Source organism: Grimontia marina, from assembly GCF_900060185.1.
GTDB lineage: Bacteria > Pseudomonadota > Gammaproteobacteria > Enterobacterales > Vibrionaceae > Enterovibrio > Enterovibrio marinus.
Genome location: NZ_FIZY01000012.1, coordinates 47,066 through 67,562, shown reverse-complemented (window position 1 = coordinate 67,562; position 20,497 = coordinate 47,066). Strand labels below are relative to the sequence as shown.

General features: G+C 45.3%; 21 protein-coding genes. 16 read left to right on the top strand and 5 right to left on the bottom strand.

What is annotated here, in order from left to right; all coding sequences use genetic code 11:
- Positions 1 to 77: 77 nt before the first annotated feature.
- Both GMA8713_RS08500 and GMA8713_RS08495 read right to left on the bottom strand, forming a co-directional pair.
- Entirely contained in the window at positions 78 to 1,001 is a 924-nt protein-coding gene (locus tag GMA8713_RS08500) for a polyprenyl-phosphate transporter (protein WP_062707943.1), read from the bottom strand.
- A 313-nt stretch (positions 1,002 to 1,314) separates the two neighbouring features.
- Positions 1,315 to 2,007 carry a hypothetical protein gene (locus GMA8713_RS08495; protein ID WP_062707940.1) on the bottom strand — a complete coding sequence of 231 codons (693 nt, stop codon included), beginning with the start codon at positions 2,005 to 2,007 and terminating at the stop codon, positions 1,315 to 1,317.
- A gap of 222 nt (positions 2,008 to 2,229) precedes the next feature.
- Here GMA8713_RS08495 and GMA8713_RS08490 point away from each other — a divergent pair, with 222 nt between their 5' ends.
- From GMA8713_RS08490 to GMA8713_RS08480, 3 genes are all read left to right on the top strand, one after another.
- Entirely contained in the window at positions 2,230 to 3,069 is an 840-nt protein-coding gene (locus GMA8713_RS08490; RefSeq protein ID WP_062707937.1) for a pirin family protein, read from the top strand.
- Positions 3,070 to 3,219: 150 nt separating this feature from the next.
- Positions 3,220 to 3,456 (top strand): hypothetical protein, encoded by a 237-nt coding sequence (locus GMA8713_RS08485; protein ID WP_062707934.1) that lies wholly within the window; start codon positions 3,220 to 3,222, stop codon positions 3,454 to 3,456.
- A gap of 85 nt (positions 3,457 to 3,541) precedes the next feature.
- Positions 3,542 to 5,284 carry a bifunctional metallophosphatase/5'-nucleotidase gene (locus GMA8713_RS08480; protein ID WP_062707932.1) on the top strand — a complete coding sequence of 581 codons (1,743 nt, stop codon included), beginning with the start codon at positions 3,542 to 3,544 and terminating at the stop codon, positions 5,282 to 5,284.
- Between the two features lie 445 nt (positions 5,285 to 5,729).
- Here GMA8713_RS08480 and GMA8713_RS08475 read toward each other — a convergent pair whose 3' ends face one another.
- On the bottom strand, positions 5,730 to 6,671 hold the full coding sequence (locus GMA8713_RS08475) for a hypothetical protein (RefSeq protein WP_232314394.1): 942 nt from the start codon (positions 6,669 to 6,671) through the stop codon (positions 5,730 to 5,732).
- A 245-nt stretch (positions 6,672 to 6,916) separates the two neighbouring features.
- Here GMA8713_RS08475 and GMA8713_RS08470 point away from each other — a divergent pair, with 245 nt between their 5' ends.
- The 10 genes from GMA8713_RS08470 to GMA8713_RS08430 all read left to right on the top strand — a co-directional run bounded on the left by GMA8713_RS08470 (position 6,917) and on the right by GMA8713_RS08430 (position 16,208).
- Entirely contained in the window at positions 6,917 to 7,108 is a 192-nt protein-coding gene (locus GMA8713_RS08470) for a hypothetical protein (RefSeq protein WP_062707929.1), read from the top strand.
- Between the two features lie 186 nt (positions 7,109 to 7,294).
- The gene (locus GMA8713_RS08465) at positions 7,295 to 7,567 is read left to right on the top strand and encodes an HlyU family transcriptional regulator (protein ID WP_062707926.1); all 273 of its coding nucleotides are present in this window, start codon (positions 7,295 to 7,297) and stop codon (positions 7,565 to 7,567) included.
- Between the two features lie 362 nt (positions 7,568 to 7,929).
- On the top strand, positions 7,930 to 9,483 hold the full coding sequence (gene pntA / locus GMA8713_RS08460) for a Re/Si-specific NAD(P)(+) transhydrogenase subunit alpha (RefSeq protein ID WP_062707921.1): 1,554 nt from the start codon (positions 7,930 to 7,932) through the stop codon (positions 9,481 to 9,483).
- 15 nt (positions 9,484 to 9,498) lie between these two features.
- Positions 9,499 to 10,884 (top strand): Re/Si-specific NAD(P)(+) transhydrogenase subunit beta, encoded by a 1,386-nt coding sequence (pntB, locus tag GMA8713_RS08455; protein WP_062707918.1) that lies wholly within the window; start codon positions 9,499 to 9,501, stop codon positions 10,882 to 10,884.
- Positions 10,885 to 11,019: 135 nt separating this feature from the next.
- Positions 11,020 to 12,462 (top strand): ATP-binding protein, encoded by a 1,443-nt coding sequence (locus tag GMA8713_RS08450; protein WP_062707917.1) that lies wholly within the window; start codon positions 11,020 to 11,022, stop codon positions 12,460 to 12,462.
- On the top strand, positions 12,431 to 13,105 hold the full coding sequence (locus GMA8713_RS08445; RefSeq protein ID WP_062707916.1) for a response regulator transcription factor: 675 nt from the start codon (positions 12,431 to 12,433) through the stop codon (positions 13,103 to 13,105). Before GMA8713_RS08450 ends, GMA8713_RS08445 begins: the two co-directional genes overlap by 32 nt.
- A complete protein-coding gene (locus GMA8713_RS08440; protein ID WP_062707915.1) occupies positions 13,105 to 13,989 on the top strand; it encodes a DUF2861 family protein in 885 nt (294 codons plus the stop codon). Before GMA8713_RS08445 ends, GMA8713_RS08440 begins: the two co-directional genes overlap by 1 nt.
- Positions 13,990 to 14,186: 197 nt before the next feature.
- A complete protein-coding gene (locus tag GMA8713_RS08435; RefSeq protein WP_062707914.1) occupies positions 14,187 to 15,362 on the top strand; it encodes a conjugal transfer protein TraF in 1,176 nt (391 codons plus the stop codon).
- A gap of 55 nt (positions 15,363 to 15,417) precedes the next feature.
- A complete protein-coding gene (locus tag GMA8713_RS26640; RefSeq protein ID WP_157515540.1) occupies positions 15,418 to 15,570 on the top strand; it encodes a YoaH family protein in 153 nt (50 codons plus the stop codon).
- Between the two features lie 113 nt (positions 15,571 to 15,683).
- Positions 15,684 to 16,208: a nucleotidyltransferase family protein gene (locus GMA8713_RS08430; protein WP_062707913.1), complete on the top strand. Its 525-nt coding sequence runs from the start codon at positions 15,684 to 15,686 to the stop codon at positions 16,206 to 16,208.
- A gap of 67 nt (positions 16,209 to 16,275) precedes the next feature.
- Here the strand turns inward: GMA8713_RS08430 and nadE are convergent, their stop codons facing one another.
- Complete coding sequence (gene nadE, locus GMA8713_RS08425; RefSeq protein ID WP_062707910.1) at positions 16,276 to 17,112, bottom strand: NAD(+) synthase; 837 nt, start codon at positions 17,110 to 17,112, stop codon at positions 16,276 to 16,278.
- A gap of 265 nt (positions 17,113 to 17,377) precedes the next feature.
- On the opposite strand from nadE, the gene GMA8713_RS08420 reads away from it, so the two are divergent.
- Both GMA8713_RS08420 and GMA8713_RS08415 read left to right on the top strand, forming a co-directional pair.
- Positions 17,378 to 17,911: a nicotinate-nicotinamide nucleotide adenylyltransferase gene (locus tag GMA8713_RS08420; RefSeq protein WP_062707907.1), complete on the top strand. Its 534-nt coding sequence runs from the start codon at positions 17,378 to 17,380 to the stop codon at positions 17,909 to 17,911.
- Between the two features lie 106 nt (positions 17,912 to 18,017).
- A complete protein-coding gene (locus tag GMA8713_RS08415; protein WP_062707904.1) occupies positions 18,018 to 18,482 on the top strand; it encodes a hypothetical protein in 465 nt (154 codons plus the stop codon).
- Here the strand turns inward: GMA8713_RS08415 and GMA8713_RS28045 are convergent.
- Positions 18,475 to 18,876 (bottom strand): hypothetical protein, encoded by a 402-nt coding sequence (locus GMA8713_RS28045; protein WP_232314393.1) that lies wholly within the window; start codon positions 18,874 to 18,876, stop codon positions 18,475 to 18,477. The genes GMA8713_RS08415 and GMA8713_RS28045 overlap by 8 nt on opposite strands.
- 481 nt (positions 18,877 to 19,357) lie before the next feature.
- On the opposite strand from GMA8713_RS28045, the gene GMA8713_RS08405 reads away from it, so the two are divergent.
- Positions 19,358 to 20,470 (top strand): 1-acyl-sn-glycerol-3-phosphate acyltransferase, encoded by a 1,113-nt coding sequence (locus tag GMA8713_RS08405; protein ID WP_062707898.1) that lies wholly within the window; start codon positions 19,358 to 19,360, stop codon positions 20,468 to 20,470.
- Positions 20,471 to 20,497: the final 27 nt, after the last annotated feature.

The following is a 20,497-nucleotide window of genomic DNA, read 5'->3' as shown; positions in this document are numbered from 1 at the left end:
CAGGTTAATCGGTTGAATAACGACAAAAGACCTCATTATAGAGGCCTTTGTTTAGGGGCTGTTGATCTTTGCTGAAATTAGTCTGCCAGCTTTGCCGATACTTTTTCCAAACCGATCACTAGCACAAAACCAACAACCATCATAATGATTGCTGTCCCCAAAAGTGTAGGTTGGCCTGTTGCTGCTTCAAAAGTGCCCGGCGACAAGACTTTTTCAACCAAAGGCACTTGTTCTCCCGAAGAGTTCAAGCGGAAACTGATCGCCTCTTTCCAGGGCCATACCTTACCTAATGCTCCAATCAAAAGGCCCGTCAAGAAAGCAATGGTAAAGCTACGGTATTTGTTCAATAGCCAAGAGAGAATATGGGAGAAAGACAGAATACCCGCCAAACAGCCCGTAGCGAACACAGCAAGAATAGGTATATTCAAGCTTTTTACTGCGTCTAGTACCGGCGCATACATCCCGAGTAACAGCAGGATAAAGCTACCGGAAATCCCAGGAAGGATCATCGCACAGATGGCGATTGAGCCAGCAATAAACACGGTTAGCATGTTGAATTCCATGCTAATAGGGTTGGCGACGGTAATGCCATAGGCAAAAATGGCACCTGCAATCGCCAATACGATTTCACCCGCTGACCATTTCTCTACTTGCTTGATCATGTGAATGGCGGACGCGATGATCAAGCCAAAGAAAAATGACCAAATCACAATAGGGTGGTTCTCTAATGTGTAAGAGACTGCTTTTGCTAGGGTAAGAATGGCGGTCAAAATACCAGCCAAAAGGGATGCGAGGAATGTGCCGTTAACGTGTTTCCATACTGAAGCGAAACCTTCTTTTCTCCAAAGTGGAAAAATCGATGGGTTGACGCGACGAATGCTTTCTAAAAGCGTGTCATAGATCCCGGTGATAAATGCGATGGTTCCGCCGGAAACGCCAGGGACCACATCTGCCGCGCCCATAGCCATTCCTTTGAAAAAGGTGAGAATATTTTGCTTCATTGCTTGAATAACTAGCCATATTTATAAGAGACAGGACATTATACCCAAATAACCTGAAGATGCTGCATTCAGAGGCCATCAATGCGGTCAATTCGAGGCAAATTTCGCGAGGAATAGTCGTTCTATTTCCGTGGAATTTAACGATGAAGTGGGCGTCCCTTTGGGCGAGTTACTGGCGTCGTGCCCTTTGTTGTCCTTTTTTGATGGAGGTGACTACACCTACAAAAGGACGCCGCGATCACAACACCAGTCAAACTCGCTGAATCCGGCATCTTTAGGTTGTTTGGGTATATAACGGCTCAACACAAAAGGGCTATGAAATCCTGTCACCGTGAAATGCCCACAGATATGCGGCGGCGAGCTTTTCCTTACCATTGAAAACAATGGGATCTCCGTGAACGGGGAGAATATGATCAAATGGCCACGTAAGGATTTCCTGCAATGACTGCCTCAGTAACTTCGATTCTTTTATTTGAATTTGATATGGGAGTGGGACACGGGCATCTTTATGGCAGCCTAGTAACCTCCCAATCATTTGACGGTACATGCTTCCATCATTGAGTAACAATAGACTTTCACCCAATACCAGAGTGCGGCTTTTCGGGTCGCAAAAGATCACTTCTTCGCAGGCATCGTTGCCTCTCAAAACCGTTTGGTAAAGCTGGTTACGCCACAAAGTCGACGTGGTGGAATTCAGGATCCCATCAAATCCTAAGTCGGTACGTTTGTTGTAAAGACCGGGTGCAGCAAAAAAGCGCGCTTCCGGATAGGTAAGCCACCAATCAGACAAATTCTGGTGCAAGTTCAGGTTGGCGGTAGTAATACAACTTATTTTTCCAATTCGTTTGAGTTGTTCTTGAAGTTGGGGGGATAGGATGGCTGGGTTGTGAACAAGTAATGAGTCATCGTTTAGGCGAAAAACAGTCATTCGTTGCCCAATATTTACGCCGAAGCGACGATAAGGCTCTGTGTGGTGCCACATGATATTGGCATGCCATTCAATCATTGATATTCATCCATGAATGTCGATTAGTCAGATAAATATCAGAACCTATGGCAATCGCAAAGCTTTTCTTGTCAGAGCTCCAATCAAAATGTTGACTATCTTGTTTCTAAGGAAGCAAGCCCCAAATAATCTTGTTCAAGAATTTCGAATGACTTGTTAGTTCTAGGTGGGTGTTACCCACAACCATGCTCTCGTAGACTGATGTCAACTAAGGAGTTAAGTATGACAATCAGAACGGTAAAACGCGTAATTCGCTCACATGCTTCCAAAGATGGCGATGGTGTAAAAATCAGCCGTGCACATGGATTCAATGATCCTCAATTCAGCCCATTTTTGATGATTGATGAGCTGAAAAGTGAAAACCCTGATGACTACATCGGTGGGTTTCCTCCTCATCCTCACCGCGGTATTGAAACCTTGACCTACATGCTGAAAGGGCATTTTCAGCATCGTGACCATATGGGCAACGTTGGTGAACTTAAGTCTGGTGGCGCACAGTGGATGAGTGCAGGCAAAGGTGTGATTCACAGTGAAATGCCAATCATGAGCGATGGTGAGCTTCATGGGTTTCAAATCTGGATTAACATGCCGGCAGCCAAGAAAATGCGTCCTGCGCAGTACCACGATTTTCAATCACCTGAAATTAATGAGTATGGTGAAACTGAAAACCTACTGCGGGTGATTGGCGGTCATGCAGTCAGTAACGGTGTGCCCGTTAAAGGTCCATTGCAGCAAACCAGCATAGAAGTGTTTGTTGCAGACTGGCGTGCTGCACCAGATCAAAGTCGTGAGATTGCGTTACCAAGTGGCTATCAGGCAAACCTTTATGTCTATAAGGGAGAGGTGGAAATTGCGAGTGAGTCAGTCAAACAAAGCCACTTCGTTCAGTTATCGGGTGGTGATGCTATTTCACTGAAGGCAAATGAAGACTCTGGAGTGTTGATACTATCCGGTGTGCCCATTGATGAGCCCGTTGTTCAATATGGCCCGTTTGTGATGAACTCGATGGAAGAGATTAATCAAGCCATAACGGACTACCAAAACGGTGTGTTGACTGATTGAGTCAGGCAGATGATTAGAAGGGAGCAGTGCGCTCCTTTTTTACATCTATCTACTGTGCTTCACGAATAAATGCACGAAAGTAAACAAAATGTTGAATAGCGTTAACTCTTTTGTTTTATTTCTAAATGACAAAACGATTGGAGTTTTCACTTGTTACTCGTAATTGCACACGCGGTTGAAACTGTCTTGCTAGTGACAGGTGTTGTAGCGCTTATTCGCTGCGCTTTTCAATACGCATCCCGAACAGAGAATTGGCATCAGCTCAATGTTGTTCTATTTCACGTGCAAAGCCTTTCTCGAGACGAGATGAAATGGTGGTACATCGCGATGTTCAGCCTGATATTGGGCGGTATCGTTAGAGTTCTCACTATGCTGACTCCTGCATAACAAGCCTTGCAATAAAAGTGTGATGTGTGTGAACTGGGGTTAAACTCTGATACACTTCGTTTTTGTGCAGCGCATAAAGGAAATCATGCCCAACGTCACACCTATCACGCTATCAATTGCGCACATCAATGACACTCACTCTCACTTTGAACCGACGCCGATCTCGCTTGCTGTAAAAGGCCTAGAAGACCGTGTCTATGCCAATGTGGGTGGTTTTGCCCGAATTGCTTCTGTCACTAAATCATTCAAACAAGAAACTCAAAACGACGCGGACGGTTTTCTATTCCTTCATGCGGGTGACTGCTTTCAAGGCACGCTTTATTACAGCCTGTTCAAAGGTGAGGTTAATGCCACTTTACTCAACATGCTGAACCTGGACGCGATGGCTCTGGGTAATCATGAATTAGATTTGGGTAATGCCGCGGTTTCGAAATTCCTCGACCAAATTACCTTTCCTTTTCTGGCTGGTAACTGGGATGTCAGTAAAGAACTCCCGAACAAAGCGTTTCCTGTAAAAGGGAAAGCGCCTTTGCTGGCGTATGATCCAGACCTGAAAATTGCCAGCGTACTTACGAAAGAGTTTGGCGGCAAGAAAGTGGCCATCTTCAGCGTGGCTCTGGATAAAATGGCCGATATCGCCATGCCAGATCCTGACACGCCATTCGTCAGCTCTAAAGAAACCATCATAAACACGGTTAAGTACATCCACGAGGAAATCGGCACACCACACATTATCTTGCTCAGCCATTTAGGATATGACCAAGACCTGAAAATGGCTGAAGAGGTAGAGGGTCTGTCTGTGATTGTGGGTGGTCATAGTCATGTGTTACAGGGTGACTTTAGCAATCTTGGTCTTGGCGACATGGGACCTTATGGCCGTCAGATTAACGACACCCTTGTGGTGCAAGCCGGATGCCATTCACTTGCCCTTGGAAAGCTGACAGTCACCCTAGATGGAAATGGAAAGGTGACAGCGCATAGCGGTGGCAACTTCCTGATGCTTGGCCGCAGTTTGGCGATGGATGCGTCCTTGGACCAAAATCTTCCTGATGAAACGTTCCAGAAAGCCAAAGGGTATTTGCTAGAACAACCGAATGTTATTCATTGTCGCGGTGATGAAGGGATAAAGCAGGTGATCGCCGAGCGATATCGCCCGGCTGTAGATAAATTAAAGAGTGACGTTGTCACTAATTTGCCTGCCCGATTACGCCATATTCGTGTACCAGATGAAAAAGGCGGCAGCCAGATTGCTCCATTAGTTTGTGAAGCGATGATTTATTCTGCAAGAGAGCGCGGTTATGAGGTCGATTTTGCTATTCACAATGCGGGTGGTGTTCGCGTAAGTCTTGAGAATGGGAAGCTGACTGCAGCAGAAGTGGCGGGCAGACTCTTGCCGTTTGCCATCGATCTGATATTATACAAACCAACAGGCCTCCAAGTGATGCAGGCGCTGGAAGGTGCCATCAATAACGCGACGAATAACGGCGTAGAAGGCACAGGAGACGGTAGTTTTCCTTATACCGCTGGACTGCGTTATACCTATGAATGTTGCAAACCCAAAGGTCAACGAATTACACAGTTGGAATATCAAACGCTAGGTGGAACCTGGAAAACAGTCGAATTAGAGAAGATATACGTCGCGGTTTCCTCTGCGTACACGTCGCAAGGAAAAGAAGGCTATGATTCTTTGAAATGTATGAGTGAATTACCTTGTTCCATTTATGTCACTCTTGCCGACAGTTTTATCGAGTTTGCCAGAACGAAAGACACACTGTTAGCACCAGAAGAAAACCTTTTAACTTACCTTCCATGCCAGTCTAACGATTGAGCAAGGAACTACTTGTGATAAATCTGACAGTTAGGCGGCAAGATTGTCGCCTATATTTTCTCTCCAACAGACATTGCACATCCTACTTCACACTTCTTTTAGTTTTGTGCCCGAAATTTGCATCTGTACAGATATATGGCGGAAATTTGCCGTCTATATAAAAACAGTGAAGAAATAACTCAATTTCTTTATCCGTTGACCGTTATATAAACAAAGATGTTGTTTAAGGGGGAAGTCATGGTGGAAAAACGTGATTGGATGGATTTCGGACTTATCGCTTTCTGGATTGCTGCCTGGGCATCACTGGTTTACTTCGTGCCTGCGGCAGGTCTTTAAGCGAAAGATAAGCAAGCTTGCCTGAATCAGGGCCCTTTTAGGCGAGAACATCAAAATAAATCCAGTGGCATGCACGGTGTGTTACTCGGGGCAACGCTTCTGCTTGAGCTTATGCTTTTGCGGTTCTCTTCCTGTCTCTCTTCAAAAATAGTTTCACCAGTATCGGCTGCACATAGATAGGAAGTTGCAGCGCGCCAATCAAAGGCAAATATAAAGGCCCTAAGAAAGTACCCGCAACAGAGTAAGTGAGTAATACATTTCTGTTCCCTGATGTGATTGCCGCTACGTATGCCTCTGATCTGCCTTTATGCCAATAGATTGCTAGACCGATCATGAAAAACAAAACGCAAATTACCACTGCAATAAACAGCATAGTGATGGCAAATGATCTGTCGCTATCCCATAGCCAACGATATTGACCGGTTAGGCCAAAAGGAAAGCTAAAAACCAGAATGATGGTGAATTGTGCCAGCTTTCCATGAATACGCGCTAAACGCTCTTCGGGTATTGATTGGTGAACCAAGTAGGAGAACAACATAGGACCAATAATGAATATCACGAGCCTGATGCAATAATCTTGAAGATCGAGAGAGAATTCATCCGCACTGAACAGGGCCAGATTAATATAAAGTGCAACAGGCATCATTAGTGTGCTGGTAATGGTAAAAGCCATAGCTTTTAAGGGCTCAAACCCAACCGAACGTACTATGGCGGGGGTCGCAAATAGGGTGCCTGTCGCACAAACTGCAGTGGCAGCCATCATGAGCTCGGTGCTTGCTCCAAACACGGTACCTATAGCGGTGACCGTCAGTGTCGTGACGCCACTATGAACCAGCGCGTAAAGCCATGCCTCTTTGTCAGCTACCGATTTGACGAGTGCACGCTGGTCAATACCCGTCAAGGTAAACAGCATGAGAGTAAATAATACATAGGGAAGGTATGGCAGAGCAGATTCAGAAAGTTCTGGCAATGCAAAACCTGCAAAGGCGGCAGCGATAAGAAGAACAGAGGAATGTTTACTTAGGAATGCAAGCAAGGTGGTCTCAGTCATGTTTGTTAAAATCAGATGTTAACAAACTGAAATGAAATTGATAAATAACTATTAATAATGCGTCTTTCTATTCTATGCATTTGTTATAAATCAAATTAACACCCAATTTTACTCATTGCATGGTGACCGAATTATCATTTTCGAATAAGAAAAACTAATTGATAAGAGTAAATTAAGTCATTTTATCTGCTATGAGCAAATGATTAGAATTTACTCGGTAAAGACAATCACATAGTGAGGCGGTTATGACACAGGCAGTTAACTTCGCTCTAGCACTTGCTTCTGTAGAAAAAGTGCAAAAAAACTATGCGGTTTCTTTCAATGGATTGATTGCCCATGCGATGGACGTACTCCGCACACGTGAGCTGAATAAATCGGTTCGTTCGACGAATGAACTCCCAGAACACATCAAGCGTGATATCGGGCTGATCCGCTAGAAGCAAATCTAGATTTACTTAAAGAAGAAAAGCGTTGGCATCAGAGTCAACGCTTTTTATTTTTCGCACCCACCAAGAATTTATCTCGTTCAAACCTCAATTTTCCCTTCCGATGCTCTGGACAAAAACTGGGCGTTTCGTCACTATGAACTATCGAACTGGTTCAAATATTGAGAGTGACTTAACGTGGGACTTTTTGATTGGTTATTCAGCAGTAAAGAAAAGCCGACTAAAGAAACAGAGCCAACCGTATACAAAGGTTTTCTGATTTACGCCGAAGCAAAGTCAGAAGGTGGACAATTCCGAATTAACGGGCGCATTTGTAAAGAAGTGGATGGGCAGCTTAAAACCCATAGTTTTATCCGTTCGGATCTTCTGCCTTCAAAAGACAGCGCTAATGAGTTGATGCTTAAAAAGTCTCAATTGTTTATCGATCAAATGGGCGAAAGAATGTTTTGATTGATCAGGGCGTTATGTTTAAGCCAAAGGGATCTTTCGGACCTGACCGAGATCAAAGCAAAATTTGAAATTTCGGTCACAAAGTACACCAGCGGTTCGTAAGGATACGAAACGTCAAAGATGTGTGAGATCACTAGAAGTTAGTAAGAGTTAAATCAATAAGTTAGTAGAATTACGCTCAGTCAGGTCTGACCTCCGGCCTTAAACAAATGGTGTTATTTTATTACCAAAAGGCATTAAAATTAGCTCGTTCAGGGCTTGATAATAGATTATTTTGGTATTTTTTCTACAAATGTATTGATTAAGCTTTATCAGTTCGCTACAAACAAATTACTTACACTGCCAATAGTCAGGGACTAACTATGCAAATTGGTGTTCCAAAAGAAATACTTGCTCATGAAACGCGAGTTGCTGCCACACCGAAAACGGTTGAGCAGCTATTAAAAATGGGCTTCGAAGTTGTTGTCGAGAAGGATGCCGGGCAACTGGCGAGTTTCGATAACGCTGCTTTCGAGCAGGCCGGAGCGAAAGTTGTTGATGCCGACATTGTTTGGCAATCTGACATAATCTTCAAAGTTAATGCGCCGCATAAAGATGAAGCGGCAGGTATTGACGAAATCGATCTTATCAAAGAGGGCGCAACGCTCGTTAGCTTTATCTGGCCTGCCCAGAATGAAGCTTTGATGCAAGATCTCACCACAAAAAAAATCAATGTTCTGGCGATGGATTCTGTGCCGCGCATTTCTCGTGCACAAGCGCTGGATGCATTGAGTTCTATGGCAAACATTGCCGGTTACCGTGCAGTAGTTGAAGCCGCACACGAGTTTGGTCGCTTTTTTACAGGCCAAATTACTGCAGCCGGTAAAGTGCCACCAGCCAAAGTATTCGTTGCTGGTGCTGGTGTTGCGGGCTTGGCTGCAATCGGTGCAGCCGGCAGCCTTGGCGCAATTGTTCGTGCGTTTGACGTTCGTCCTGAGGTTAAAGAGCAGGTCGAAAGTATGGGCGCTGAGTTCCTGCAAGTAGATTTTCAGGAACAAGCGGGCAGCGGCGACGGCTACGCGAAAGAAATGTCTGATGACTTCAACAAGAAAGCCGCTGAGCTTTATGCTGAACAAGCAAAAGACGTTGATATCATCATTACCACCGCACTGATTCCCGGTCGCCCAGCACCAAAACTGGTGACCAAAGAGATGGTTGATTCGATGAAAGCGGGCAGCGTGATCGTTGACTTGGCTGCCGCGAATGGCGGTAACTGCGAATACACAGAAGCAGACAAAGTGGTTGTAACAGATAACGGCGTTAAAGTTATCGGTTACACCGACATGGTTGGTCGCCTGCCAACGCAATCTTCTCAGCTTTACGGTACCAACCTAGTGAACCTGATGAAGCTGCTTTGCAAAGAAAAAGACGGCAACATCGACATCGATTTTGAAGATGTGGTTCTGCGTGGCGTGACTGTTGTTAAAGATGGTGAAATCACCTGGCCAGCGCCACCTATTCAAGTATCAGCGCAGCCACAGGCAAAAGCTGAACCTGTTGCAGCGAAAGAACCAAAAGTTGAAGAGCCAACTTCACCAACGAAGAAGATTGCAGCTTTGGTTGTAGGTTTGGGTGCCTTTGGTTGGGTAGCGTCTGTTGCTCCACCAGCGTTCCTTTCACACTTTACTGTATTTGTGCTCGCTTGTGTTGTCGGTTACTACGTGGTTTGGAACGTGACACATGCTCTACACACTCCTCTGATGTCAGTTACAAATGCTATCTCAGGTATCATCGTTGTGGGTGCGCTACTTCAAATTGGTCAAGGCAACGGTGTGGTTTCTTTCCTCGCCTTTATTGCCGTTCTCATTGCAAGCATAAATATTTTTGGTGGCTTCACGGTTACCAAGCGCATGCTTGAAATGTTCCGTAAAGATTAATAGGAGTAGCAAAGAATGTCTGCAGGACTAGCACAAGCGGCATATATTGTTGCTGCACTGTTTTTCATCCTGAGCCTTGCTGGCTTATCAAAGCAAACGTCAGCAAAATCAGGTAACTACTTTGGTATCGCTGGTATGAGCATCGCACTCATCGCCACCATCTTTGGCCCTTATGCGGAAGGTTTGACTTGGATCATCCTCGCTATGGTTATTGGTGGTGCCGTCGGTATCTACTACGCGAAACGCGTGGAAATGACTGAAATGCCAGAACTGGTTGCGATTCTACACAGCTTCGTAGGTATGGCCGCGGTTTTGGTCGGCTACAACAGCTACTTAGAACCGCCAGCGTACTCAGGTGAATTCGCTCATACCGAACACGTCATTCACATGGTTGAAGTGTTCTTGGGTGTGTTCATTGGTGCTGTGACTTTCACAGGTTCGATAGTCGCATTCGGCAAGCTGCGCGGTATCATTTCATCTTCGGCTCTGAATTTGCCTCACAAACACAAAATGAACCTTGCAGCTGTTGTTGTTTCAACGCTGCTGATGGTTTACTTCGTGGAAGCTGATGGCAGTACGTTTGCGCTGATTTTGATGACACTTATTGCATTCGCATTTGGTTACCACCTGGTGGCCTCTATCGGCGGCGCTGATATGCCAGTTGTCGTTTCAATGCTGAACTCATATTCTGGTTGGGCCGCAGCGGCTGCTGGTTTCATGCTGGCAAACGATCTGTTGATCGTAACGGGTGCATTGGTAGGTTCGTCAGGTGCGATTCTGTCCTACATCATGTGTAAAGCGATGAACCGCTCTTTTATCAGTGTTATCGCTGGCGGTTTTGGTCAGGAAGTTTCAGTCTCGTCTGATACTGATTACGGTGAGCACCGTGAAGTGTCTGCTGATGAAGTAGCAGAAATGCTGAAAGACTCTCGCTCTGTGATCATTACTCCTGGATACGGTATGGCGGTTGCTCAGGCACAGTACCCAGTTCATGAGATCACCGAAAAGCTCCGTGCGAAAGGCGTTGATGTTCGTTTTGGTATTCACCCTGTTGCGGGTCGTCTTCCGGGTCACATGAACGTACTGCTTGCTGAGGCAAAAGTACCGTATGACATCGTTTTGGAGATGGACGAGATCAACGAGGACTTCCCTGAAACAGACACTGTATTGGTTATTGGTGCAAACGACACCGTAAACCCAGCTGCTATGGAAGATCCGAACAGCCCAATCGCTGGCATGCCAGTTTTGGAAGTGTGGAATGCAAAAAACGTAATCGTATTCAAACGTTCTATGAACACAGGTTATGCTGGTGTACAGAACCCGCTATTCTTTAAAGAGAATACAGCGATGCTGTTCGGTGATGCGAAAGAGAGTGTGGACGCTATCTCGAAAGCTATCTAATCCAGCGAAACAAATGAATCAGGCCAGCAACATGCTGGCCTTTTTTGTGCGTGAAAGCAGCAGATAGCGATTTTTCTTGCTTAGACTCTTACAAACTACTGACATTGTGAAATATTTTGATGGTAATCTCACGCCATGCAAAAGTTTCTGATTGTTTGTTATACACTCCTCAGCTCACCTGTCTGGGCTAATGCGTCATTCCCTGAACAGCTTAGTGCGTTCAGGCTGTCGCTATTGGCTGAACGACCAATTGCTACTTATGCCCTTAATGCTATTCACAGCGAATATCCAAAAGCACTGTTAGTACCTGACAGCCTTCTACCACAGTCCTATAACTATCCGCTGAAAGATCTTAAACGCCTTTATCAGTCATCGGAAAAGTGTAAAGGGCCATGGCCGCTTAGTCCGCTTGTGACAGACCCTTTAGTATTCACCCGCGCTATGTGTTTCAACACCCAGTTACCTTCTGTATGGTTTTCTCGCTCAAACCTGATCCATCCGGGCGGAGGCAGCTATGCAGCAAAATATGTGGAGAAATTCCCGGACCGCCGTGATGAGTTGCTGCGCTTTTTCCATATAAAAGAAAGGTTACTTTCTCCTCCGGAAACTCTGCTCGGGCGCCTTCAGCGCATGCCAGAAAATGGCGTTAATGCATTAAATGGTGGTGCAGAGTCGATTCTTTCTGGTGAAGACTTATGGCTACGTGAGGGTAGTCAATACAAGGTGTACAGTGCAGATTCGTGGATGCCGTTGTTGGAAAATCAAAACCTGTTGGCCTCACCGATCGATGAGAATGGCTTCTGTCTATCGCGTATTGGTAATGTCTGTTGGAACCAGAAGCTTGCGCCATCCTATTGGTCGCAGCTTGTTATTGCGCTGGCTGTTATCAACTTACTGTGGATCGCGGGATGGGTATTTAACCGCTGGACAGTTAAACGCCGCCTTATGCAGGAACGTATGCTGGTTTTGCAGATCCTGACTCATGAACTTCGCACTCCCATTGCGAGTCTGGGAATGACGGTAGAAGGATTTCGTCGTAAATTCGACAGTTTACCTGAGCCCCTTTATGATGAGTTTCGTCGACTATGTGAAGATTCTATGCGATTAAAGCAGCTTGCAGAGGCGAGTAAAGATTATCTGCAATCAAACCAGCAGCAACTGGTGAGGGAAGACATTCCATCATTGCAAGACTGGCTTGGTTACCTGTGTGAGGAACGCCAGGTAGAATTGCAAGTAAAAGATGATGGACCGATTACGGTCAACGTTTATTGGTTGACGACATCACTCGACAACCTTATTAGCAACGCTAAAAAATACGGTGAAGCACCTGTTATGGTGTATGCCGAAAAAAATAGCGGCCTGTTAGCAATTCGTGTACAGGATCAGGGAAGACTGACCGCAAAAGATTGGAAAATGATTCGAAAACCCTTTGTCAGCGAGAAAGGCTTGGGGCTAGGACTGACAATTGTTGAAGCAATGATAGAAAGGATGGGGGGCAGACTGACTTTGTCTGGACCACCAACCACATTTACTTTGGAGATACCTTGTGACCCAACAAACGACTCTGTTGCTGGTTGAAGATGATGCAAACTTGGCAGATGGTCTTCTCGCCAGTTTGGAACAAAACGGATACAAATGCCTTTACGCTGATTGCGCAGGTAAAGTAGAAGTACTTTGGGAGAAAGCTGATCTAGTCGTTCTCGATCGCCAGCTACCGGAAGGCGATTCTATGGAATGGCTTCCTGCGTGGAAAAAGATCAAAGAAGTCCCAGTTATCATGCTGACTGCGATGGTCTCGGTACGAGATCGGGTGGGTGGTTTGGACTCAGGTGCAACTGACTACATGACGAAACCCTTCGCAGAAGCAGAGCTGCTGGCGCGTATCCGTGTTCATCTTCGTCGCTCTGTTACAGAAGATGAAACTTCTGCCGTTGATGATATTGTTGTCGGTAAGTTGCGAATCAATCTGTCTACACGTTCTGTAATTTGTTCTGAGAGCGAAGTCATTCTGACGCGCACAGAATTCGACTTGCTGGCATTTTTGGCCAAGCATGCGGGTCGAGTATTTACCCGTGATGAGTTACTTGATCAGGTCTGGGGTTACAGCCATTACCCAACAACGCGTACTGTTGATACACACGTACTGCAGCTTCGCCAAAAGTTACCTGAAGTAGAAATCGAAACACTTCGTGGCGTGGGCTACCGGATGAAAATGCACTGATGAAACCAACGGTATTCCTCTTTATTATAACGATCTTTCCTTTCGGCATTGCTGCAGCTTGGTTTAGCGGGTCAGATGCATTGACCTCTGCCCACCAGCGTTTACTTGAAGGGAATACCGCCCAAAGTTTTGAAGCCATGGTAGAGGCCTGGCAACAAGACAATACAGATACAGAACAGCGTCATCTTACAGAACTACTCTCTTTGGCTATCAGTGAAGATTGCGGCAGGAGTTTAAGCACTCTCTCACTTCCCAGTTGGCTTCAGGCGATTGTGATTCGTAGAGAAACAGTACAAACCCCAAATCGGGTGTATTACCAATTCTCAATCTATGGATCTTCTGATACCGGGATCTTAAATGTCACCTTTTCAGAGTGGCCCGAGAAGAAGCTACTCAATGCCAATTTGATACCTGATGACGCCAAAAGCTTTAAGCTTGATATTAGAGGTCTATCTGGGGCAGTTCATGCCGGACTCTACAAGCTGGATGTTACCTCGACCGAAGGTGAAAATTGGTCTTCATGGATTTTGGTTTCCCAGCCTGAGCCTATTCAGAAAATCAGTTGGAAAGACAGTCGTAGCTGGCGAATCGCGCCACCGACAGACTTGAAAAGCACTTGCCCCAGACCATTTTTGTCGATGAATCTTTATCAGACCGATGTGGGCGAAGATGCTCCTATTTGGTCAGAAGAGAAAGATAAGAACCTACCGACATCATTACCAGTTATTGACGTACCTAACGGACAATACTGGTTTTCCGTCGCGCTCATCGAAAGGCGTTGGCAAGGAGCCATTCTGTTCGAAGACGTCCAACGAATTGCTAGGTTCATTGATTTGCCTGATGTGGACTTGAGAGAGCTATCTCTCAAGGCAGGGCAAGAATGATATTTCAGTATTAGTCATCCGACCATAAATCAATCGAATAACTCATTGATGCGATTGATGTCACATCTTAAAGAATTGTCTTTATATTGCTAAGAGCCCTCTACTAACATGTCTAATTAAAGCAGACACAATGCCGATTACGAGTGCATAACTCACTGTGTCTCCCGCTTTTGAACCTTTGAGATGGAATTCTTGTCATGAAAAAGAGTTTACTAGCACTCAGCATTGCGCTGATGTCTATGCCAGCGTTAGCTGCAAACTACAGTATTGATAGCCGAATTGACGCTATGGGTGGGGCTGGTACAGCCGCATCAGATTATCTTTCTGCAGGTTTTCATAACCCTGCGCTTGTTGCCATGGATCCTACCAGTTCCTTTGGTGTGCTTTTCCCTGTTGTAGGTCTTCAAGCGCGAGATCCCGATGAACTGGTTGATAGTCTGGAAGACTTTGGCGAAATATACGACGCTTACACTGCTAACCCAACAGATCAGGCGAATCAGACTGCCACTGCAAATGCACTGAGTAATGTACAAAACAAACTTGCTTATTTGAACGGTGGTATTGGTGGGGCAATTACAATACCTACGTCTACTGTCTCTGGCACGTTCTTTGTAAAAGGCTATACCGAAGCCGTTGTTATGCCAGAAATAGAGCAAAGCGATATTGATGCCATCAACAACGGTGTTGTACCTGCGACGTTAGGTTCTAAAGGACGCGTATTGGCGTTTGGTGTGGTCGATGTTGGGCTGGCTCTGGCTAGTAATTTGGAATTTGCTGGTCAACGAATTGCTATTGGTATAACGCCTAAGTCCCAACAGTACTATACATACCACTATGAAGTGAACGTCGACAATTTTGAAGGAGACGATTGGGATTCGGATGTCAACCAAACAGAGGAAAGTGCCTTTAATGTAGATTTAGGGGCAGCATGGCAAACGGGCCCGTTCCGGCTTGGTTTTGCAGCCAAGAATCTAATATCACATGAAATCAATACCGTACCAGTGTCTGGAATTCATAGTAGAGTTTACACTTATCACATCGAGCCACTTTACACAGTGGGTGGTGCGTTTGTGACCGATTTGTTTGTTGCAGCCATTGATGTAGACCTTAATGAACAAAAGCGTTTCTCTGCTCCAGGTGGTCCGGCTATTGTGGACAATACTCAGTTAGTACGTTTGGGGGCTGAGTTTAATGCATTGGGCTGGGTTCAGATGAGAGCGGGTTACATCAACGATCTTGAAGATACTTTGGATGGCACAGTGACATTGGGCCTCGGCCTGTCACCTTTCAATACTGTAAACCTTGATTTGGCGGCGCAGTTGATAGACAGCAATAGCTACGGTGGTTCCGTTCAACTGGCATTTACCTTCTAAGGCAATTGGCAGTAGAATGTGCGGCTTCTAAAACAGATTGATTTCGAGGTCGTAAATGAACGGTATGCCAACGCTGAGCCATGTTGAACAACAAGAAGCAGCGGAACGAATTCACGCACTGATGGCTCAGGGCATGAGTAGCGGAGAGGCCATTATGCTGGTGGCCAATGAGATTCGCGAGCGCGAAGCGTCCAAAAAAGATGAATAATGTGAAAGCGGCCAATATTTGGCCGTTTTTCTTTTTATTTCCTAACGTTATCCTACGAACTGAATTTTTAACCTTGTTTATAATAAGGGAATTATTAGGGTAAAGGGGCGACGTTGAACGATCGGTTAATGCTGGCAAAGAAATTCGCTCGCGCACGTCATGAAGGACAGCGCTATGGAGAATTTCCTTATTACATTCATTTGGACGAAGTTGAGAGGCTAGCACAACCTTTTGGCATCAATGCCATGATCGTAGCTCAATTGCACGATGTGCTAGAAGATACGACGACAAGCGTTGACGAGTTAGTCCATGACTTTGGTGACAAAGTTGCGCTAGCGGTTAGCTACTTAACAGATCCTGTCGCCGGAGATCGAAGCGATAAAAAACGGCAACTTAATCAGCGATTTCTTCAACTTGATGAATCTGATGAAGCGGCAAGACTGGCCTTAATCGTAAAAGCCTGTGATAGATTGTCTAACGTTAAAGCTTGCCGGCTTTTCCATCCGGAAAAATTCGTGATGTATCAGAAGGAACATTCTGAATTTCGCAAAGCTGCCTATCGATATGGCTTGTGTGAAATGATTTGGTGGGAACTGGATATGCTGATTGAAGTCGGGGACAAGATAGCCCGATATTAAATCTCAGGTACCGCAGACAGACAAAAAGCGCTCATCAAGAGCGCGTTTTGTGTTGTTAAGGACGAGTTTATTCGTCGTCGTAAATAGTCGGAATTGGCTGGCGTTTGTGCTGTGTGGCATTGTAGATAGCCACCAAACGATCTTTCACGCGATCTTCAACAGCTTTTCCTTCCAGAAAATCATCGATCTCGTCATAAGTCAGTTGAAGCGCATCTTCATCTGCTTTCTGAGGCGAAAGTTCTTCAAGGTCAGCGGTAGGGGTTTTTACGACCAAGAGTTCAGGTGCACCTAAGTGAGCGGCTAACTGGCGAACTTGCCGTTTACTTAAGCCAAACAGTGGCGCTAAATCACAAGCACCATCACCAAACTTGGTGTAGAACCCTGTGATGTTCTCAGCAGAATGGTCAGTACCTAGCACCAATCCACCCACCATACCTGCGATTTCATATTGGGCCACCATACGAGCACGTGCTTTCACATTACCCTTAACGAAATCGACCTTGGCATTGTCTGTTGGAATTAACCCGGTACCATCCAGCGCGGTCAGTGTTGAAGCATGCAAGCCATCAACACCATCTTTAATGTTCACGCTGACAGAGTGTGTTGGTTGGATAAAGCTTAGTGCCAACTGGGCTTCATCTTCATCCTTCTGAACACCGTAAGGTAAACGCACAGCAATGAACTGATAATCAGATGAACCTGTTTCTTCATTCAGTTTCTCAACGGCTAATTGTGCTAGACGGCCACACGTGGAAGAGTCGACGCCGCCACTAATACCCAAAACCAGAGATTTAGTACCAGAGGCTTTTAAACGGCTTTTGATGAAGGTGATACGACGCTTAACTTCAAATTCAGCATCGATTGTTGGCAATACTCGCATTTCTTCGCGGATAGCTTGTTCCATTTCAAGACAGACCCTTGTTACATGTTTCGTTTATTCTGCAACATCCTACGCGCAAAATCATGATCATTCTTATCTTAAAGTTCGCTTAGCGAAGATTTCCCCGTTTTAGGGCGTGAGTCATGTGTTTTTTTCACCAAATTGATGCAAAAAAGGCGATCTAGATGGTTTCTTGTTCATCCAATCTCGATTTCACTGCAAATAGATTGAAGGGTGCGGATTGAATCGGTTATCAATAGAGAATGGATGCAGAACAACGTAAGAAGAAATGAGTAAAGTGGAATTACGGCAAAACATTGCCATCTTTGGCAGTGCATTTAACCCACCTAGTTTGGGGCACCTCAGTGTCATCCAGCGATTGAGTCATTTCGATCGCGTTTTATTAGTGCCAAGTTATGCCCATGCTTGGGGTAAACAAATGGCGGATTTTTCTAAGCGCTGTGAATGGGTCAGCGATTTCATTGATGAATCAAACTGCGATAATTTAACGCTTTATCGAGAAGAAGAAACCTTGTGCGCAGAAGAATCTGTGACTACCTGGGCTCTGCTTAACCATATTCAGCAGCAACATCCCAACTCTGATCTCACCTTCGTGCTTGGGCCTGATAATCTTTTAAACTTCTCCAAGTTCCACAAATCGGCAGAGATTTTGCAAAGATGGAATGTTCTTGCTTGCCCTGAGAGTCTATCCGTAAGGAGTACGACGATCAGGGAGCGATTACTGGCAGGGGAATCCATTGATGACCTGACTACGCCAGCACTGGCTAACAAATTGAGGTCTGAAGACTTCAGCCAGCTATAAAAACAATGACTTTGTCGGCGCAGATTTTTTGATAAAGCCTTGAGCGAAATCCCGACGCGATAGGCAATTTGGAGGCGCACGATAGAGCAAGGGAAGATGCATACTCATGATTTCTTTATTAATATCAAAATTGATGGCAGCTGCTTTTATTGTTACGCCGTCGTTTGTTTCGGCTGCTTTCATTGAATCCGGTAATGCCATTGACGACGTGGATGTCGTTGAATCCATCAACTTTTCACAAACGCAAAATCGCAGCGTGATCGAATGGCAGGTGGAAGATCAGGTAATACCAACTATCTGGGACAGCTGGAAGCATGACTGGGACATACCACACTTCCTTTCCACACAAACGGGAGCCTCGTACTACGGATTTGGTGTTTGGAAACCGGAAGAGTACCAAAAGCAAAGCTTTACTGAGATTGGAATGGAAGATTGGATTTTAAACCACGGTTTGAACTTCAGTTTTACCACCGAATCTAACAACAGCGATACTCGGTATCGGTTGGATATGCGATGGCATGAAGATACCAATACCGAGTTTCTGCTACAAATGCAGGTGCCAATTAAATAGCACCAACCGTTCTCTCTATCAGCAGCATCAGTTCCTTTTCAGGCATTGATGCTTGCTGTGCAATGTTTTTCAGTTTGTGGCCCGACTTCATTTTCTTTACGCAGTCTCTGACTTTCAGTTGTAGCGCAATCTGATCTTCACTAAAGCCCGTACATTCCAAAACTTCACTACGCTTGAGTCGTTCGTTGCCATCAAGGCGGGCTATGGCATCTGCTAACTGCAAGGTCTTGGTATCATACTTGTCATCCGGTGTGACTGAAGAAAAGTAATCGCGTGCACAGCGCAGCAACCTGCCGTGTGCGCCATCCCAGCTATTGTCGACCGTTTGCCCCAATTGCTCTGCAATACCCGCTACCAACAAAGATGGCGGAACGTAACCGGCAGAATTAGGCATTGATACTGTGGATCGAACAGAGAAATCAAATGAAGAAATCACTGAGTTTTGTAATATGGTGACCGCACTCAGGCAATCGGAAGGTAGCCAGAAGCCTTGTCCCTTACAAACTGGAAGTTCAAATTTGCCCAGGCGGATTAAAACCAAACCCTGGTGGACCAAAATATAGGAGGACTGAGGCTGTTTTTTTCGAGGACCGACATTTAGGTAGTCGGTTTTTTGGTAAAAATATTCTATGGCTTGCTTCATGTTATCTTTCTCTCATTGCGAGGCGCACATAGTGTTGGGTTTTCTAAACGAGATCAAGCAAAGAGAGGGGTTAGTCGCGCCCTGTTGCCCAAAAATCCTCCGCATTGTTACAACTATTAGTAAGGGAGGTGAGGTAAGACCTCCAACCTCTGTATAATGCCGATTAAAACAATGTTCGAAATCCTATATCTGCGTAAAATAGCGCGGTTTTTATCGGAGCAAGTAGAATCACGTGCAACAAACTAACGATCCTTTCTTAGAAATTCGTCCATACAATGACGATGAAGTGCCTGATGCGATTGATCGTCTGATCGAAGATGAAGAATTCATCTCAGCCATTTTAAAGTACCGCTTTCCACAGTTTTCTGGCATAGCAGGTTGGCTCCTTAAGCCGATCTTGAAGCGATACCTTCATTCCAAGTGGAATAAAATCAAAACTGTTCGCGACGTTCAGCTCCATATCGCCACATACATGGACTCAATGATCAAAAGCACGTCAGAAGGTTTGACGACAAGTGGTTTGGACAAATTGGATCCTAACAACAGCTATTTGTTTGTTTCTAATCACCGCGACATTGCGATGGACCCAGCGATGGTCAACTGGTGTCTGCATGAGAATCAGTTTGATACGGTTCGCATCGCCATTGGTGACAACCTGCTTAAAAAGCCTTGCGCAACTGAATTGATGAAACTGAATAAGAGTTTTATCGTTAAGCGCTCTGCGAAAGGCCCACGAGAAATGATGAAGGCATTGGGTCAGTTATCTGCTTACATCAAAGCCTCTTTGGATGAAAAGCAGTCTATTTGGATTGCGCAGAGAGAAGGTCGTGCGAAAGACGGCAACGATAAAACAGATCCTGCGATTTTGAAAATGTTCTTCATGGAAGGGCGTCGTCAGAAAATTGAATTCGCTGACTATGTGGCTTCGCTGCGTATAGTTCCGGTGACAATCTCTTACGAAAACGATCCATGTGATGCAGCAAAAGCGAACGAGCTTTACCGCAAGCAGCAAGAAGGTGGATACGAAAAAGGTGAGTTTGAAGATATCGAAAGCATCGTTCAAGGCATTGTTGGCCAGAAACGCAGAATCCATGTCGCGTTTGGTGACGTGATTGGTAACGAGTTCGATTCACCTGAAGCGCTGGCTGCAGAAATTGATCGACAGATTTATCAAAACTATCACTTGTTCCCAGCAAACTACATTGCTGCGGGCAAAGAGCACAGCTCAATCACCGATAGTGACCGTGCCCAGTTTGATAGCAAGCTTTCGTCATTGCCTGAAGGTGTAGCTCAGATTGTTAAGGCAATGTACGCCATGCCGACCGATAAAAAAGCTGACGCATGACGTTGATTTATTGAACGAAAAGGGTAT

What these genes read in the sequence shown, in the direction of transcription:
- GMA8713_RS08500 (WP_062707943.1), bottom strand. Translation starts at nt 1,001, where the DNA reads ATGAAGCAAAATATTCTCACCTTTTTCAAAGGAATGGCTATGGGCGCG.
- GMA8713_RS08495 (WP_062707940.1), bottom strand. Translation starts at nt 2,007, where the DNA reads ATGATTGAATGGCATGCCAATATCATGTGGCACCACACAGAGCCTTAT.
- GMA8713_RS08490 (WP_062707937.1), top strand. Translation starts at nt 2,230, where the DNA reads ATGACAATCAGAACGGTAAAACGCGTAATTCGCTCACATGCTTCCAAA.
- GMA8713_RS08480 (WP_062707932.1), top strand. Translation starts at nt 3,542, where the DNA reads ATGCCCAACGTCACACCTATCACGCTATCAATTGCGCACATCAATGAC.
- GMA8713_RS08475 (WP_232314394.1), bottom strand. Translation starts at nt 6,671, where the DNA reads ATGACTGAGACCACCTTGCTTGCATTCCTAAGTAAACATTCCTCTGTT.
- GMA8713_RS08470 (WP_062707929.1), top strand. Translation starts at nt 6,917, where the DNA reads ATGACACAGGCAGTTAACTTCGCTCTAGCACTTGCTTCTGTAGAAAAA.
- pntA (WP_062707921.1), top strand. Translation starts at nt 7,930, where the DNA reads ATGCAAATTGGTGTTCCAAAAGAAATACTTGCTCATGAAACGCGAGTT.
- pntB (WP_062707918.1), top strand. Translation starts at nt 9,499, where the DNA reads ATGTCTGCAGGACTAGCACAAGCGGCATATATTGTTGCTGCACTGTTT.
- GMA8713_RS08450 (WP_062707917.1), top strand. Translation starts at nt 11,020, where the DNA reads ATGCAAAAGTTTCTGATTGTTTGTTATACACTCCTCAGCTCACCTGTC.
- GMA8713_RS08440 (WP_062707915.1), top strand. Translation starts at nt 13,105, where the DNA reads ATGAAACCAACGGTATTCCTCTTTATTATAACGATCTTTCCTTTCGGC.
- GMA8713_RS08435 (WP_062707914.1), top strand. Translation starts at nt 14,187, where the DNA reads ATGAAAAAGAGTTTACTAGCACTCAGCATTGCGCTGATGTCTATGCCA.
- GMA8713_RS26640 (WP_157515540.1), top strand. Translation starts at nt 15,418, where the DNA reads ATGAACGGTATGCCAACGCTGAGCCATGTTGAACAACAAGAAGCAGCG.
- nadE (WP_062707910.1), bottom strand. Translation starts at nt 17,112, where the DNA reads ATGGAACAAGCTATCCGCGAAGAAATGCGAGTATTGCCAACAATCGAT.
- GMA8713_RS08420 (WP_062707907.1), top strand. Translation starts at nt 17,378, where the DNA reads ATGAGTAAAGTGGAATTACGGCAAAACATTGCCATCTTTGGCAGTGCA.
- GMA8713_RS08415 (WP_062707904.1), top strand. Translation starts at nt 18,018, where the DNA reads ATGATTTCTTTATTAATATCAAAATTGATGGCAGCTGCTTTTATTGTT.
- GMA8713_RS28045 (WP_232314393.1), bottom strand. Translation starts at nt 18,876, where the DNA reads ATGCCTAATTCTGCCGGTTACGTTCCGCCATCTTTGTTGGTAGCGGGT.